At 74.2% G+C, this 16,341-nt stretch carries 11 protein-coding genes; all 11 read left to right on the top strand.

Going from position 1 to position 16,341, the window contains the following annotated elements:
• Nucleotides 1–49 precede the first annotated feature (49 nt).
• The gene (locus ACNNMR_RS15335) at nucleotides 50–3,007 is read left to right on the top strand and encodes a BTAD domain-containing putative transcriptional regulator (protein ID WP_419995160.1); all 2,958 of its coding nucleotides are present in this window, start codon (nucleotides 50–52) and stop codon (nucleotides 3,005–3,007) included.
• A gap of 53 nt (nucleotides 3,008–3,060) precedes the next feature.
• Nucleotides 3,061–4,086, top strand: a complete 1,026-nt coding sequence (gene sbnB, locus ACNNMR_RS15330) for a 2,3-diaminopropionate biosynthesis protein SbnB (protein ID WP_419995159.1) — start codon at nucleotides 3,061–3,063, stop codon at nucleotides 4,084–4,086.
• A gap of 15 nt (nucleotides 4,087–4,101) precedes the next feature.
• Nucleotides 4,102–4,614 (top strand): YbaK/EbsC family protein, encoded by a 513-nt coding sequence (locus ACNNMR_RS15325; protein WP_419995158.1) that lies wholly within the window; start codon nucleotides 4,102–4,104, stop codon nucleotides 4,612–4,614.
• A 29-nt stretch (nucleotides 4,615–4,643) separates the two neighbouring features.
• Entirely contained in the window at nucleotides 4,644–6,152 is a 1,509-nt protein-coding gene (locus tag ACNNMR_RS15320; protein ID WP_419995157.1) for an anthranilate synthase component I family protein, read from the top strand.
• Entirely contained in the window at nucleotides 6,149–6,733 is a 585-nt protein-coding gene (locus tag ACNNMR_RS15315; RefSeq protein WP_419995156.1) for an anthranilate synthase component II, read from the top strand. The genes ACNNMR_RS15320 and ACNNMR_RS15315 overlap by 4 nt, the downstream gene beginning before the upstream one ends.
• A gap of 199 nt (nucleotides 6,734–6,932) precedes the next feature.
• Nucleotides 6,933–7,250, top strand: coding sequence for a hypothetical protein (locus tag ACNNMR_RS15310; RefSeq protein ID WP_419995155.1), 318 nt, complete (start codon nucleotides 6,933–6,935; stop codon nucleotides 7,248–7,250).
• Nucleotides 7,251–7,255: 5 nt separating this feature from the next.
• A complete protein-coding gene (gene trpD / locus ACNNMR_RS15305; RefSeq protein WP_419995154.1) occupies nucleotides 7,256–8,332 on the top strand; it encodes an anthranilate phosphoribosyltransferase in 1,077 nt (358 codons plus the stop codon).
• 35 nt (nucleotides 8,333–8,367) lie between these two features.
• Nucleotides 8,368–9,795, top strand: coding sequence for a helix-turn-helix domain-containing protein (locus ACNNMR_RS15300; RefSeq protein WP_419995153.1), 1,428 nt, complete (start codon nucleotides 8,368–8,370; stop codon nucleotides 9,793–9,795).
• The gene (locus ACNNMR_RS15295; RefSeq protein WP_419995152.1) at nucleotides 9,728–10,549 is read left to right on the top strand and encodes a thioesterase II family protein; all 822 of its coding nucleotides are present in this window, start codon (nucleotides 9,728–9,730) and stop codon (nucleotides 10,547–10,549) included. Before ACNNMR_RS15300 ends, ACNNMR_RS15295 begins: the two co-directional genes overlap by 68 nt.
• Before the next feature lie 89 nt (nucleotides 10,550–10,638).
• Complete coding sequence (locus ACNNMR_RS15290; RefSeq protein WP_419995151.1) at nucleotides 10,639–13,044, top strand: non-ribosomal peptide synthetase; 2,406 nt, start codon at nucleotides 10,639–10,641, stop codon at nucleotides 13,042–13,044.
• A 53-nt stretch (nucleotides 13,045–13,097) separates the two neighbouring features.
• Nucleotides 13,098–16,322 carry a non-ribosomal peptide synthetase gene (locus tag ACNNMR_RS15285; RefSeq protein WP_419995150.1) on the top strand — a complete coding sequence of 1,075 codons (3,225 nt, stop codon included), beginning with the start codon at nucleotides 13,098–13,100 and terminating at the stop codon, nucleotides 16,320–16,322.
• Nucleotides 16,323–16,341: the final 19 nt, after the last annotated feature.

Here is a 16,341-nt window from a genome sequence, read left to right as displayed (position 1 = left end):
GGGACGAATCGAATTCGGGATTCTGGGGCCGCTTACGGTGACCGGGGCAATGGATTCGATGGCCGTCAGGGGTGCCCGGCAACGGACGATTCTTGCCCTGTTGTTGTTGCGCCCGGGACAAGTGGTCCCGGCCGACGTGTTCATCGACGAAGTGTGGAACGACTCGCCACCTGCGACCGCAAGGACGCAGGTGGCCATCTGTATCGCGGGGCTGCGCAAGATGCTGCGGGCCGCGGGCGCCGACGAGGAGCTGATCGTCACAGCCCACCCCGGATACCGCCTGGACATCGACCCGGGAAACGTCGATGCCGGCCGGTTCGATCAACTGGTGGCGCGGGCCGCGGCGGACGCGGCCGCAGGCCGGACGCAGCAGGCCGGCGAGGCGTACGACGAGGCGCTCGCGCTCTGGCGCGGCTCGGCGCTCACCGGCGTCACCGGGCTGCTCGTCGAGGAGGAGGCGGCCCGGCTGGAGGAGCTGCGGCTGACCGCGTACGACGACGGCACCGAAGTCAGCCTGTCGTTAGGGCGACATGCCGAAGTGCTCCCCGATCTCGCGGCGATGGTCCGCGAGCATCCGATGCGCGAGCGGCTGCACCACCATCTGATGCTGGCGCACTACCGGTCGGGGCGGCGGGCCGAGGCGATGGAGGCGTACCGCGACGCGCGCCGCCTCTTCTCCGACGAGCTGGGGCTGGAGCCGGGGCCCGAGCTGCAGGAGCTGCACCAGGCGATCCTGCGCGACGATCCCGACCTGCAGCTCCCCGGCGATCAGCGGGAGGCCAAGGAATGGTCGCCCGAGCCGGAGCGAAGACGGCTGATCCCGAACGAACTCCCCCCGGACGTCCCCGGCTTCACCGGCCGCGAGGACGAGCTGACCCGGCTGGACGGCCTCCTCGAAGCGGCCGGCGAGGGCGGCTCGCCGAGGGTGGGGCTGCTCACCGGCGTCGCCGGCGTCGGCAAGACCGGGCTGGCGCTGCGGTGGGCGCACCGGGTCGCCGAGCACTTCCCCGACGGCCGGCTCTTCGCCGACCTGCGCGGCTATGACGTAGGCAATGCCAACGCCACCGCCCACGATGTGATGAGCCGGTTTCTGCGCTCGCTCGGCGTCCCCAGCGAAGAGATCCCCGCGGAGCCCGAGGAGCGCGTCCCGCTGTACCGCAGCGTCCTCGCCGGGCGGCGGGTGCTGATGGTGCTGGACAACGTCCGCACGCTCGCCCAGGTGATGCCGCTGCTGCCGAGCAACGGCTGCGTGGTGCTGATCACCAGCCGGGAGCCGATGGAGTCCGTGGTCACCTGGCCGCCGTCCGCCCGCATCCGGCTCGGGCTGCTGGCCGCGCCCGAGGCCGCCCAGCTGCTCGGCCGCCTCGTGGGGGAGGAGCGGATCGCCTCCGCCCGGGCCGACGCCGCCCGGCTCGCGGAGCTCTGCGACCGGCTGCCGCTGGCGCTGCGCATCGCCGGCGCCCGGCTCGCCTCCAAGCCGCACTGGACCGTACGCCATCTCGTGGGCCGGCTGAGCAATGAGCGGCGGCGGCTGGACGAGCTCAGCCAGGGCGAGTCGCAGGTACGGGCCAGCCTCGCCCTCAGCTATCGCTATCTGCCCGGCGAGGCCGCCGAGCTCTACCGGCTCCTCGGGCTGCTGCCCGTACCGGACTTCGACGCCTGGACCGCCGCCGCGCTGCTCGGACCCGGGCTCACCGAGGACTGCGTGATGGATGCGGAGCGGCTGCTGGAACACCTGGTGGACGCCCAGCTCGTCGACGTCACGGGCAGCGACGGCGGCGGCAGGCTGCGCTACCGGCTGCAGAACCTGCTGCGGCTCTTCGCGCACGAGCGCGCCGTGGCGGAGGACTCGGCCGAGAGCCGGGAGCAGGCGCTGGCGAAGGTCTTCAGCTCCTACCTCACCCTGGCCGTGCATGCACACCAGCGGGAGTACGGCGGCGACTTCGACGTGCTGCACGGCAGCGCGCCCCGGTGCGAGGTCGACGCGGAGCTGCTCGAAGAGCTGCTGCCGCAGCCGCTGGAGTGGTTTGAGCGGGAGCGGCTGTCGCTGCGCGCCGTGGTGGAGCAGGCGGCGGGCAGCGGGCGTGACGAGCTCGCCTGGGAGCTGACCATGCTGATGCTGACGCTCTTCGAGACCCGCAACTACACCGACGACTGGCGGATCTGCGGCACCCGCGCCCTCGCGGCGGCCGAGGAGGCCGGCAACATCCGCGGCCAGGGCGCCATGCTGCACGTCCTGGGCGCCCTGGAACTCCGGCTCCGCCGGCTGCAGCAGGCGGCCGACTGCTTCACCCGGGCCCGCGAGCTGTTCGAGAGCGCGGGGGAGGAGCACGGCAGGGCGCTGGTGCTGCGCGACCTCTCCGTCCTCGACCGGATGACCGGCGACCTCGACCGGTCCGTGGAGCGCCTGACGGAGGCGAGCGAGATCTTCCGCACTGTCGGCGACCTGTCCTCGCTGGCGTACGCCCTGAACAGCCTCGCGCAGACCCGGCTGGAGCAGGCCGATCCCCAGGAAGCGCTCGACCTGAGCCTGGAGGCGCTGCGGGTCGCCGAGTCCTACACCTTCGCCGACAGCCGCTCCGCGGCGCTCGCCATCTACCGGGCCGGCCAGGCCTATCTGGCCCTGGAGCGGCCGGCGGAGGCGGAGTCGTCGTTCCGCCGGGTGCTGCGGATCGTCGAGGTCAAGGGAGACCTGGTCGGACGCGCCCACGGGCTCCTCGGTCTTGGCGAGGTGCTGATCGTCAAGGGGGACGAGGCCGGGGCGCGGTCCGCGCTGACCGAGGTCGCCGAGACCGCCGAGCGCATCGACAGCCCGCTCGTCGGCGGGCGGGCGCGGCTCGTCCTGGCGGAGGCCGAACGCGACGCGGGACGCGAGGCCGATGCCCGGCAGCATCTCGAGGCCGCCGCGGAGATCTTCGAGCGGGTGGGCGCGCCGCTGCTGCTGGAACAGGCCCGCCGGGCGCTGGCGGAGCCGGACGAGGACAGCATGGAGGGCGCGCTGGCGTGATCACCCGGCGGCATGGAGCCGGAGTATAGGAGCCGTCCGTAGCGTCGTGGCCCATGCCAGCCAATACGCAGACGCCGACCTTCGCCGTGATCCCCGGTGCCGACGTCGACCGAGCCCTCAGCGGGCGGCACCGGGAGGTCACCGGGATCATCGAGGACGCCTACCGGTTGCACGGAGCGGGCGGGACCGTGAACCCGCCCTCGTACTTTCTGCGCTTCCCCGACCGCCCCGACTCGCGCATCATCGCGCTCCCGGCCTCGGTGGGAGGCCGCACCGCCGTCGACGGCATCAAATGGATCTCCAGCTTCCCCGGCAACATCGCGACAGGGCTGCCCCGCGCCTCGGCCGTCCTCATCCTCAATGACCCGGCCACCGGATACCCCCTGGCGTGCATGGAGTCCTCCATCATCAGCGCCTCCCGTACGGCCGCGTCCGCGGCGCTCGCCGCCCGCACGCTGAGCGCGGCGCGCGGCGTCCGCCCGGCGCGGATCGGGTACGTCGGGACCGGTCTCATCGCGCGGTACGTGCACGCCTACCTGGCCGGCACCGGCTGGGAGTTCGACGAGATCGGGGTGCACGACCTCAAGGCCGAGTACGCGGAGCAGTTCGCCGGCAGCGTCGGCGGCGGGCGGATCACGGTGCACGACAGCGCCGAATCGCTGATCCGCGGCAGCGACCTGGTCGTCTTCGCCACGGTCGCCGCGACGCCGCATGTGGACGACCCGGACTGGTTCGCCCACAACCCGCTCGTGCTGCACCTATCCCTGCGCGACCTGAGCACCGACGTGGTGCTCTCCGGCGCCAACTACGTGGACGACGTCGAGCACTGCCTGAAGGCGAACACCTCCCCGCACCTGGCCGAACAGCGCCTCGGCCGCCGCGACTTCCTCGCCGGCACCCTCTACGACGTGCTGACCGGGACCGCCGGGGTGCCCGCCGGGATGCCGGTGTTCTTCTCCCCGTTCGGGCTCGGCGTGCTCGACCTGGCGCTCGGCAAATACGTCTACGACACCGTCCAGGAGGCCGGACGGCTGGACCTGGTGGACGGCTTCTTCCACGAGACCCGCCGGTACGGCTGAAAGGGCCCCAGAGCGATGACCATGCACACCACGACCACCTACGACCGGGTGCTGGAGCTCCTCGACAGCGCCGGCTGCGACTACCGCGAGGTCGAGCACCGCGCCGAGGGCCGCACCGACCTGGCCAGCCTGCTGCGCGGGCATCCGCTGCGCCAGTCCGCCAAGTCCATCGTGCTGCGGGTGGCGCTGGGCCGTAAACGCTCGGCCTATGTGCTCGCCGTCGTGCCCGGCGACCGCCGCGTCGACCTGGCCGCGGTCGCCCGTACCGCGGGCGGGGCGCGGGCCGGCTTCGCCGACCGGGACACCGCCGAGCGGCTGACCGGGTGCGTGAGCGGCTCGATCGTGCCGTTCTCCTTCGACCCGGCGCTGCAGCTGGTCGTGGATCCGCAGCTGCTCGAAGAGGACGAGATCTGGTTCAACGCGGCCCGCCTCGACCGGTCCGTGGCGATATCCGGCCGCGACTACGCGGAGCTGGCCCGGCCGCTGGTCGCCGCCGTCGCGGAGCGGCAGCAGCAGCCCGCGGCATAAGCGGCATGAGTGGAAGGTGATGGACCCCCATGACAGTTGTTCATGAACAGCCCACAGGACCGCCGGCCGCGCCCGCGCGCACCCCGCCGCCGATCCAGGTGCGGGTGACGGAGCGGACCCTGCCCGCCCACGCGCCCCTGGACCTGTACACCACGGCCCGCCGTCGGCTGGGGCCCGACGTCTACCTCTTCGAAAGCCCCGAGGGGCCCTGGCAGGACAGCGGCACCGCCGTCGTCGGCTTCGGCCGGCTCGCCGAGATCCAGGTGCACGCCGGCAGCATCACCGTCACCGGCACCGAGCGGATCGCGGCCGCGGTGCGCGCCGCCGCCGACCGCCTCGGCATGGCCGCGCTCGGCCCCGGCAGCCGCCTGATCGACTCGCCCGACCAGGTCTGGGAGCTGCTGCGGGCCACCCAGCACAGCTTCGAGCTGGACACCGCCCGCCCGGAGGGCGAGTTCGCCTTCGGCTTCCTGGCCGCCTTCGGGTACGGATCCGCCTGGCACATGGAGCGGCTGCCGCCACGGGAGACCTCGGGCCCCGACATCGTGCTCACCCTCTTCAGCGACACCGTCTGGTACGGGCCCGACGGCGCCGTGCGGCATCTGCGGGCGGCCTCCGCGGACTTCGGCGGCTGCGGCTTCGACCCGGCGGACGGGATCCCGGGCGGGGCCGAGGACGCGGAGGTCCCCGAGGCCCCTGCGCCGGAGTCGGTGCGCGACAGCCTCACCCGCGAGGAGTTCCTGGCCAGGACCGAGCGCAGCCTGGAGCACATCAGGGTCGGCGACATCTACCAGATCCAGATCGGCCACCGCATCGACGTCCGCACCGGCCTGCGGCCGCTGGACGTCTACCGGCGGCTCAAGTCCCGTAATCCCTCACCGCACATGTACCTGGTGCCGCGGGCGGGCGACACCCTCATCGGCGCCAGCCCCGAGCTGCTGTTCCGGATCGACGGCACTCGGATCGAGATGCGGCCCATCGCCGGCACCACCCCGCGCGGCCCCGACGAGGACGCCAACCGGGAGCGGGTGGCCGTGATGCGGGCCAGCGAGAAGGAGCGGGCCGAGCATGTGATGCTCGTGGACCTGTGCCGTAACGACATCGGGCGGGTGGCCGCGGCGGGCAGCCTCGACGTGCCCGTGCAGCAGACGGTGGAGGCCTTCTCGCACGTCTTCCACCTGGTGTCGGTGGTCGAGGGGCGGCTCGCCCCGGGCGCCGACGTGTGGTCGGCGGTGCGCGCGGTCTTCCCCGCGGGCACCGTCACCGGCACGCCCAAGATCCGGGCGATGGAGCTCATCGAGGAGATGGAGCACACCCCGCGGGACATGTACGCGGGCGCGGTGGGCCTGGTGGACGTGCGCGGCTGGAGCCGGCTCGCGCTGTGCATCCGCACGGTCGTGCACGACGGCCTCGGCTACCGGACGCAGGCCTGCGCGGGCATCGTCGCCGACTCCGAGCCGGAGGCGGAGTGGCGGGAGACGCTGCACAAGATGGGCGCCGCCTACTGGGCGCTGACCGGGGAGGAGCTGCTGCCATGAGAGTGCTGCTTGTCGACGCGTACGACAGCTTCACCCACATCATCGACCAGTACCTGCGGATGCTGGGCGCCGACACCGACGTCGTCCGGTCGCATACGGCCACCCCGCAGGCGCTGGCCGCCCGGCAGCCGGACGCGGTCGTCCTCGGCCCCGGGCCGGGGCATCCGCGGGACTCCGGGCATGTGGAGCTGGTGCACGCCTTCGCGGGCCACGTGCCGCTGCTCGGGATCTGCCTGGGGCATCAGGCGATCGGACTGGCCTACGGCGGCCGGGTCGCGGTGGCCGAACGGACCCGGCACGGCAAGACCAGCCCGCTCCGGCACGATGGCTCGGCGCTCTACTCGGGGGTACAGCAGGGCGCGAGTGTGACGCGTTATCACTCCCTTATCGTGGCCCCGGAACTTCCCCCTCAGCTGGCCGCGACGGCCCATGCGGAGGACGACGGAGCCGTGATGGGGCTGCGGCATCGCACCCTCGCGGTGCACGGGCTGCAGTTCCACCCCGAGAGCATCGCCACAGATCACGGCATGCGGATGCTGGGGAATTTCCTCGGCACGCTGCGCGTGCGGGCGGTGGCGTAACCCCTCACAGATACGGAATCTCCGGGCCGGTGGCGTGCTTATCGCCGCCGGCCCGGCCGCGTTGTGCTGCCCCGCCCGGCCGTTATCGCCCGGCGGCAGCGGGCGAAAGTGACGAGATATCAGGTCGAAGCCGCGTCTCCATAGGTTTCTGGCGAACGGAACGAACTCCGGACCTTTCGCTACTAATTGGAGATACGTGATGAACCCCAGCATTGTCGCCCCCGCAAAGTGGATCGCCACCGCCCTTCTCGCCCTGAGCGCGGTCGCCGGCCCGGCCGCCGTCGCCATGGCCGACTCCCCCGCGGACGGCGTGGGCCAGGTGCTCGCCGGGGGCGAGGGCCCCGACCAGGACTGGGGCGTGGCGCCCACCAGTGAGGACCCCGACCAGGACTGGGGTGTGGCCCCGACCAGTGAGGACCCCGACCAGGACTGGGGTGTGGCCCCCACCAGCGAGGACCCCGACCAGGACTGGGGCGTGGCGCCCACCTCCGGCACCCCTGACCAGGACTGGGGCTGACGATCATGGCTGCCACATCCTGGCCGCGCCTGTTGCGTACGCTCCTCGGTGGACACGACCTCGATGCCGCCGACACCGCCTGGGCCATGGATCAGGTGATGCGCGGCGAAGCCACCCCCGCGCAGCTCGCCGGCTTCCTCGTCGCACTGCGCGCCAAGGGCGAGACGGCGGGGGAGCTGGAAGGCCTGGTCCGCAGCATGCTGGACCATGCCGTCCCGATCGAAGTGCCCGGCCGCACCGTTGACGTGGTCGGCACCGGCGGGGACGGCGCCGGCACCGTCAATATCTCCACCATGTCGGCGCTGGTCGCGGCCGGTGCGGGCGCCCGGGTGGTCAAGCACGGCAACCGGGCGTCCAGTTCCAAGTCCGGTTCCGCCGATGTGCTGGAGCAGCTCGGCGTCGTCCTGTCGCTGCCCCCGCACCGGGTGGCCGCGCTGGCCGAAGAGGTCGGCATCACCTTCTGCTTCGCCCCCGACTTCCACCCGGCCATGCGGCACGCCGCCGGCGTCCGCCGCGAGCTCGGCATCCCCACGGTCCTCAACTCGCTCGGCCCGCTGAGCAATCCGGCCCGCCCCGACGCGCTCGCGGTCGGCGTCGCCGACCGGCGCCTCGCGCCGGTGGTCGCCGGGGTGCTCGCCCGCCGCGGCAGCACCGCCCTGGTCTTCCGCGGCGACGACGGCCTCGACGAACTCACCGTCACCACCACCTCCACGGTGTGGACGGTCGCCGAAGGCCAGGTACGCGAAGAGCGCTTCGACCCGCGCGACATCGGCATCGGCCACGCACCCGTGACGGCGCTGCGCGGCGCCGACGCCGCCTTCAACGCCGCCGTCGCCCGCCGGCTGTTGGCCGGCGAGCCCGGGCCCGTACGGGACGCGGTGCTGCTGTCCGCGGCGGCCGCGCTGGCCGCGGACCAACTGCGCGACCGGCGGCCGGCCGACGACCGCGGGCTGACCGAGCGGCTCGCCGACGGAGCGGCGGCCGCGGCCAGGGCGGTCGACTCCGGGGCGGCGGCCGACGTGCTGTCCCGCTGGGCGGCCGCGAGCCGGGCCGGGGCGGTCGTGGCGGCCAAGGCGGCGTGACGAGGCCCGCGTCCGGACACAGAAGTGAGGATGGGATGCAGACCACAGGTGAACCGACCCGCTTCGGCGAGTTGCTCCAACACTACCGAAAACGGGTCGGCTACACGCAGATGGAGCTCTCCGGCTTCTCCACCGTCAGCGTGCGGGCCATCCGCAATCTGGAACTGGGCCGGGCCACCAGCCCGCGCCGCGACACCGTCCGGCTCCTCGCCGACACCCTCCGCCTCGGCGGCGAGCAGCGCGCCGCACTCCTGCTCGCCGCCGGGCACCACGCCGACGACGCCGCCTTCGCCGCGCTGCCCCCGCTCCCGGCCCTCGCCGCCCGGCCCCCGCACGGCCGCGCCGCCGAGGTCGGGCGGCTGCTGGAGTGCCTGCGCGCCGGGCCGCAGGCCCGCGCCTGCGTCACCGGGCTCGGCGGCGTCGGCAAGACCCGGGTCGCGCTCGCCGCGGCCCACGCGCTGCGCACCGAGGACCGGTTGCCGGTGCTGTGGGTGCCGCTGTCCACGGCCGAGGGGTACGGGCCGGACGACGGCCCGCGGGCCGGGGCGGACAGCCGGCTGCCGGCCGCCGTCCGCACCGGACTCCTCGCCGAAGGCGCCGGCGCCGGGACCGTACGGCTGATCGGCGACCGGGCCGCGCTGCTCGTCCTCGACGGCGACGACGAAGGCCGGGTGCCGCCCGGCACCGTCGCGGCCATCCTCGACGGCTGCCGCAACCTGCGCGTACTGGAGACCTCCAGGCGCCCGCGCGGCGGCCGCAGCGACCTCAGCCTGCTGCTGCCCCCGCTGCCGCTGCCGGGCCCCGCACGGGCCGGCCTCGCGCCGGAGGAGGCGGTCGCCGCGGCCGGGCCCGCGCTGGCCGTACTCCTGGACCGGGCCGCGGAGCTGGCCGCCGACACCGGCTCCGGGCCGGAGACCCTCGGGCAGCTGCTGGAGATCTGCGCCCGGCTCGACGGGGTGCCGCGGGCGCTGGAATCCGCCGCCTGCTGGCTGCAGTTGGCGGGCCCCGCCGAGCTGGTACGGACCGCCCGCACCGAGCCGCACGTCCTGGCCACGCCGCCCGCCGCCGGCGACCCGGACGGCCAGTGGGTACGCGAGGCCGCCCGGCACGCGGCCGCCGCCCTGACGCCCGCCCACCGCGCCCTGCTGCACCGCCTCGCCGCCGACGACCGGCACTGGACGATGGCGGAGCTCGCGGCGGCGGCGGGCACCGGCCTCGGCGCGGCCTCCGAAGCCCTGCACACCCTGCTGCACACCGGGCTGGTGCGCCGCACCGCCACCAGCAGGGCGGTCACCTTCGGCGTCCTGAACCTGATGCGCGGCTGCCTGCCCGCGCCGCCGGCCGCCCCCGCCGCACCCCCCGGCCCCCGCCCGTCCCCAGACCAGGAGCAGCAGCATGCCCGTACCGCCCCTGTCCACGCGGCCGCCGGCCGCATCGCCGGCCGGGACCGCCAGGCCGCCTGAGCCGGCGGCCCGCTGGACCGCCCGGGTGCGGCCCGCCCGCGGTGTGCCGCGCGCCCGGGTCATCGCCCTCGCGCACTCCGGCGCGGGTCCCAACGCGCTGCTGCCGCTGCTGCGCCGGCTGCACCCCGACGCCGAGGTGCTCGGCGTGACGCTGCCGGGCCGGGAGCGCCGCTTCGCCGAGAGCTGCGCAGGGCTGGCCGACGACATCGACGGCCTGCTGGCCCGGATCCGGGCCGAACTCGCCGCCGAACCACCGTTGCCCACCGGCTACTTCGGCCACAGCATGGGCGCCGCCCTCGCCGCCGCCCTCGCCCTGGCCGACCCCGGCGGCTGCCGGAAGCTGGTCCTCAGCGGCCACCCCACCCTGGAGTCCCGGGCCGGACGGGCCGAGGACTGGACCGAGGACGACCTGCTCGACGTCATCCGTCTCGGCGGCGGCACCCCCGCGGAGATCCTCGCCGACCCGGTCATCAAGGAGCATCTGCTGACCGTGCTGCGCTGCGACCTGACCCTCGGCCGCCGGCTGGCCGAGCGCAACGCCGGGCGGCCGCTGCCCGTACCGCCGACCGTGCTGGGCGGGCTGGACGACGAACTCGTGCCACCCGCGGAACTGGACGCGTGGGCCGAACGCGTCCCGCTGCGCCGTCGGCTCTACCCCGGCGGCCACTTCTACCTCCTCGACGAGGCCAACCTCGACGCGGTGGCCGCCGAGATCACCGCGGGGCTGCCGCTGCCCGCGCCCGATTACCGCTGAACTGCCGCACCTTGTGCCGCACCACCGCCCCACCCCGGACCTAGCGTCATCGGGGCCGCACTCACAGGAAGCGATCAGGACTGATGACCATGGCTGCCGCAGACGCCACGCCGTCCGCTTTCCCCGTCGCCGGCTCCTGCCCGGGCACCGGGGAGTGCGGGACCGTACGCCATTCGCTGCCGCTGCCCGGCGCCCTGACCGGGGCGCTGGGCGGCAGGACCGACGAGTATCTGCTCGCCGCCGTCCTGCTGCTGGGGCGCAAGTACGCCGATGCCACCGGCTTCCGGGCGGGGGTCCGCCGGGCGGGCCCCCCTGGCCGGAGCACGGACCTGGCCCTGGACATGCCCTCGGATGCCACCTCCGGGGAGCACCTCCTACGGGTCGGGCGGGCCCTCGCCGGTCTCGCGGCCGGCGAGGGCCCTGACGGGGAACGGCCGATGCTGGACTGCGTCCTGGGCGGGCCCGCCGCCCCCGACGCGAAAGCGGCGCTCACCGTATCCGCCGAGCGCACCGCCGACGGCCTCGTCCTGCACGCCGACGCCCACCACCACCTGCTCGACGGCCCCGCCGCCGACCGGGCCCTCGGCCACCTCGCGGCGCTGCTGCAGGCGCTGATCAGCGCCCCGACGGCGACCCTCGGCTCGCTGCCGCTGGTGACGCCGGCCGAGCGGGAGCGGCTGCACGCGCTGCGCGGCCACCGCACCGACTATCCGCACGACGCCTCCGTCTACGACCTGTTCGCCGCCCAGGCCGCCGCCCGCCCCGGCCACCCGGCCGTCGTCCACGACGGCGGCGCCACGCTGACGTACGGGGAGCTGGACGAGCGCGCGGAGGCCCTGGCGGCCGTGCTGCGGGCGCGGGGCGCCGGGCGGGGCAGCCGGGTGGCGCTGCTGCTGGAGAAGACGGACCGGCTGCTGGTCGCCGTGCTCGCGGTGCTGCGGATCGGCGCCGCGTACGTGCCGCTGACCCCCGGACTCCCGGCCGCCCGGCGCGACTTCCTGCTCGCCGACAGCCAAGCCTGCCTGCTGCTGACGGAGGTGCCCGAGGACACCGCCCCGGTCCCGGTCCTCGACCTCAGCAGGCCGTACGCGGCCGCCGCCGGGCTCCCCGAGCCGGGCGCGGGCCCGCTGGACGCCGCGTACATCATGTACACCTCGGGCACCACAGGGAACCCGAAGGGCGTCCAGATCAGCCACCGGGCCGTGGTCCGGCTGGTGACCGGCACCGACTACGCCGAGCTGTCGCCGGAGACCGTCGTCCTGCAGACCGGCGCCGTCGCCTTCGACGCCACCACCTTCGAGTTCTGGGGTCCGCTGCTCAACGGCGGCACCCTCGTCCTCGTCCCCTCCTGGTGCGTGCTGGAGGCCGCCGAGCTGCGGGCCGCCATCGACCGGCACGGCGTCAACACCCTGTGGCTGACGGCCGCGCTGTTCAACCAGCTCATCGACCAGGACCCGGCCGTGGCCGCCGGCTGCCAGGTGCTGGTGGGCGGCGAGGCGCTCTCCCCGCGGCACCTCGCCGCCGCGCTGGCGGCGGCGCCCACCGCCACCTACATCAACGGCTACGGGCCGACCGAGAACACCACCTTCTCCGTTACCCACCGCATCACCCGCCCGTACCCCGACCGGATCCCGATCGGCACCCCGATCGCCAACTCCACCGCGTACGTCCTCGACCGCGACGGCCACCCGCAGCCCATCGGCGTCGCCGGCCAGCTGCACGTCGGCGGCGACGGCCTCGCCGACGGCTACCTCGGCCGCCCGGAACTCGACGAGCAGGCCTTCACCACCGGCGGCACCGGCGCCCCGGAACGGCTCTACCGCACCGGCGACATCGCCCGCTGGACCGAGGACGGCGTGCTCGAATACCTGGGCCGCGCCGACAACCAGGTCAAGATCCGCGGCTATCGCGTGGAGCTCGGCGAGATCGAGAGCCGGCTGACCGCGCTGCCCGGCGTCCGGGAGGCGGTCGTGCTGCTCCGGCCGTCGGCCGAGGGCCCTCCCGTCCTGTGCGGTTACGTCACCGCCGACACCCCGCTCGACCTGTCCGCCGTGCAGGCGGGGCTGGCCCGCGAACTGCCCGAGCACATGGTGCCGTCCAGGTATCTGCAGGTGGGCGCGATCCCGCTGACCCGCAACCACAAGGCGGACCGCGCGGCGCTGGCCCTCCTGGAACCCGAGGCCGGTCCGCAGCCTGCGCCGGCCGCCCCGGCCGGAACCGCCGATCCCTTCGAGGCCGCGATCGCCGCCATCTTCGCGGAGGTGCTCCAGGTCCCCGAGGTCCACCCGAACGACGACTTCTTCGCCCTCGGCGGGCACTCGCTGCTCGCCACCCGGGTGTGGAGCCGTATCCGCTCCGAGCTGGGCGTGGAATTCGAGCTCCGGCAGGTGCTCGACACCCCGACCGTCGCCGGCCTCGCCGCGAGCCTGCGCAGCGCCGCCCAGGCGGCCGCCGCGGAGCCCGCCCGGCCCGCGCTGATCCGCCGTACCGCCTGAGCCCCGCAGCTTCACAACTCCCGCCCACACACCGTGAATTCAGAGGTTTCGGCATGAAGACTGACCAGCCTTCCGGAGCAGCCAACTCCTACCCGCTGTCCTTCGCCCAGCAGCGGCTCTGGTTCTTCAACCGGCTGGAGGGCCCCAGCGCGACGTACAACGTGCCGATCCTCGCCCGGATCGACGGCGACCTGGACGTCGGCGCCCTCCGTGCCGCGCTCGCCGACGTCGTGGCCAGGCACGAGGTGCTGCGCACCGTCTTCACCGAGGAGGACGGCGAGCCCCGGCAGCGGGTGCTGCCCGCGGCGTCGGCCGCGCTGCCGGTGGACGTCACAGAGGTGCCGGCGGACCGCCTCGACGCGGCGCTGCGGGCCGAGGCCGAGGTGCCCTTCGACCTCGATGAGGGACCCGCCGTCCGCGCCACCCTCTTCCGCACCGCCCCCGGCCGGCAGGTGCTGGCCCTGGTGCTGCACCACATCGCCTGCGACGGCTGGTCCGTGAACCCGCTGCTGCGCGACCTCGGCGACGCCTACGACGCCCGCCGCGCGGGCCGGGCTCCGGGGTGGGCGCCGCTGCCGGTCCAGTACAGCGACTTCACGCTCTGGCAGCGCGATCTGCTCGGCGCCGCCGACGACCCGGACAGCCTCGCCGGGCGGCAGCTCGGCTACTGGCGCAAGACCCTCGCCGACCTGCCCGAGGAGCTGCCGCTGCCGTACGACCGGCCGCGGCGGCAGGTCGCGAGCCTGGACGGCGGGGACGCCGCGTTCCACATCCCGGCCGAGGTGCACGCCGCGCTGCTGCAGATCGCCAGGGAGACCCGCAGCACCCTGTTCATGGTCGTACAGGCCGCCGTCGCCGCCCTGCTGACCAGGGTCGGCGCCGGGACCGACATCCCGCTCGGGATCTCCGTCGCCGGCCGCACCGACCAGGCCCTCGACGAGCTCGTGGGCATGTTCGTCAACACGTCGGTGCTGCGCACCGACACCTCGGGCGACCCCGGCTTCCGCGAGCTCGTCGGGCGGGTCCGCGAGAGCAGCCTCGACGCGTACTCCCGGCAGGACCTGCCGTTCGACCGGATCGTCGAGGACCTGAACCCGGTCCGGCACCGGGCCCGGCACCCCCTCTTCCAGATCGGCCTCGAACTGCACAGCGGCGGCCGCGAACTGCGCCTCGGCGGGCTGGACACCAGCGTCGAGTTCATGACGATGCCGGTGGCGAAGTTCGACCTCTCCGTGGTGCTGCGCGACCGCACCGCCGCCGACGGCACCCCGCTCGGCATCGACGGCACCCTGGAGTACGCCACCGACCTGTTCGACGCCGGCACCGCGACCGCGCTCACCGAGCGCCTGGTCCGCTTCCTCACCGCCGCCGTGGCCGACCCGGATGCCCCGATCGGCGCCGCCGCCATCCTCACCCCGGACGAGCGGGAGCGCATCGACGGGTGGAACGCCACCGCCCACGAGCTTCCCGAGGGCACCATCGGCGACATCTTCGCGGCCCGCGCCGCGAACACCCCCGACGCGACCGCGCTGGTGGCCGGCGACACCACGCTGACCTTCCGCGAGCTCAACGCCTGGGCCAACCGCCTCGCCCACCACCTCATTTCCATGGGGGTGGCGGCCGACTCGGTGGTCGCCGTGGCCATGCCCCGCACCGCGGAGGCGATCGTCGCCTGGCTGGCCGCCATCAAGGCCGGCGGCGTCTACACCCCCATCGACCCGCAGTACCCCGCCGACCGCATCCGCCGGGTCCTCGCCGACGCCCGCCCCGCCGTCCTCGTCACCACCGAGGACATCGCCGCGAGCATCGGCGCCGCCGGCCAGCTGCCGCCGCTGGTCACCGACCACCGCCAGGCGGGCCGCCCCGAGCACGACCCGGCGGCCGCCGACCACCTGGTGCCGCTGCGCCCCGACCACGCCGCGTACATCATCTACACCTCCGGCTCGACCGGGCTGCCCAAGGGCGTCACCGTCCTGCACCGCGCGCTGGTCAACCTGTGGACGTACCACACCGGCATCACCTTCCCGCCGCCGTCGGGCCCCGGGGACCGGCTGAAGGTCGCGCTGTCCGCCTCGCTGGCCTTCGACACCTCCTGGGAGGGCGTCCTGGCCATGGTCGCCGGGCATGAGCTGCACCTCCTCGACGAGCTCACCCGGCGCGATCCGCGGCTGCTCGTGGAGTACGTCGCCGAGCACCGGATCGGGCAGCTCGACGTCACCCCGAGCTTCGCCGCCCAACTCCTCACCGAGGGGCTCCTCGACGGCGACCACGCCCCGCGGACCCTGATGCTCGGCGGCGAGGCCGTCGGCGAAGCGCTGTGGGAGGAGCTGCGGGCGGCCCGCGGCACCGACGTCTACAACTACTACGGGCCCAGCGAGTTCTGCGTCGAGGGCTCCGGCTGCGCCCTGGCGGACCACCCGGTCGCCGGCATCGGCCGGCCCGTGCACAACACCGCCGTCCACATCCTCGATGAGCATCTCAACCCGGTCCCGCCCGGCGTGCTCGGCGAGATCTACCTGGCGGGGGCCAACCTGGGCCGCGGCTACCTGGGGCAGGCCGCGCAGACCGCCGCCCGGTTCGTCGCCAACCCGTTCGGGGCGCCGGGTGAGCGGATGTACCGCACCGGGGACCTGGGCCGCTGGACCGCCGACGGCTATCTGATCTTCGCGGGCCGCTCCGATGACCAGGTCAAGCTGCGCGGGATCCGTATCGAACTCGGCGAGATCCGCACCGCGATCACCGCACACGACGACATCGCCGACGCCGCCGTCATCGTCCGCGAGGACACCCCGGGCGACCGGCGCCTGGTCGCCTACCTCGTACCGGCCAAGGGCGCCGAGCCCGAGGTGGCGCTGCTCCGCTCCGAACTCGGGATCCGGCTGCCCGAACACATGATCCCGTCCGCGTTCGTGGTGCTGGACGCGCTGCCGCTGACCCGCAACGCCAAGCTGGACACGCGCGCCCTGCCGGTGCCGGACTACGGCTCGGGGTCCACAGGGCGTGCACCGCGCACCGAGCGGGAGATCCAGGTGGCCGAGCTCTTCGCCGAAATCCTCAAGATCGACTCGGTGTCGCTGGACGACAACTTCTTCGAGCTCGGCGGGCATTCGCTGCTGGCGACCAGGCTGGTCAACCGCATCCGCACGGTGCTGGGCGTCGAGGTGAACCTGATGAAGCTCTTCGGCAGCCCGACCGTCGCCGGCGTCGTCGAAAGCCTCGGCGACGCGACCGCCCCGGCCGCCCCCGCCCGCCCGCAGCTGGTCCGGCGCGCGTCCTGACAGCCCGACCACGAAACCC

It is taken from the genome of Streptomyces boninensis (assembly GCF_048572725.1).
Taxonomy (GTDB): Bacteria; Actinomycetota; Actinomycetes; order Streptomycetales; family Streptomycetaceae; genus Streptomyces; species Streptomyces boninensis.
This window is presented reverse-complemented; position numbering and strand designations above follow the sequence as displayed.

Coding starts and splice junctions, on each gene's coding strand:
- ACNNMR_RS15335 (WP_419995160.1), top strand. CDS start 50: ATGGATTCGATGGCCGTCAGGGGTGCCCGGCAACGGACGATTCTTGCC.
- sbnB (WP_419995159.1), top strand. CDS start 3,061: ATGCCAGCCAATACGCAGACGCCGACCTTCGCCGTGATCCCCGGTGCC.
- ACNNMR_RS15325 (WP_419995158.1), top strand. CDS start 4,102: ATGACCATGCACACCACGACCACCTACGACCGGGTGCTGGAGCTCCTC.
- ACNNMR_RS15320 (WP_419995157.1), top strand. CDS start 4,644: ATGACAGTTGTTCATGAACAGCCCACAGGACCGCCGGCCGCGCCCGCG.
- ACNNMR_RS15315 (WP_419995156.1), top strand. CDS start 6,149: ATGAGAGTGCTGCTTGTCGACGCGTACGACAGCTTCACCCACATCATC.
- ACNNMR_RS15310 (WP_419995155.1), top strand. CDS start 6,933: ATGAACCCCAGCATTGTCGCCCCCGCAAAGTGGATCGCCACCGCCCTT.
- trpD (WP_419995154.1), top strand. CDS start 7,256: ATGGCTGCCACATCCTGGCCGCGCCTGTTGCGTACGCTCCTCGGTGGA.
- ACNNMR_RS15300 (WP_419995153.1), top strand. CDS start 8,368: ATGCAGACCACAGGTGAACCGACCCGCTTCGGCGAGTTGCTCCAACAC.
- ACNNMR_RS15295 (WP_419995152.1), top strand. CDS start 9,728: ATGCCCGTACCGCCCCTGTCCACGCGGCCGCCGGCCGCATCGCCGGCC.
- ACNNMR_RS15290 (WP_419995151.1), top strand. CDS start 10,639: ATGGCTGCCGCAGACGCCACGCCGTCCGCTTTCCCCGTCGCCGGCTCC.
- ACNNMR_RS15285 (WP_419995150.1), top strand. CDS start 13,098: ATGAAGACTGACCAGCCTTCCGGAGCAGCCAACTCCTACCCGCTGTCC.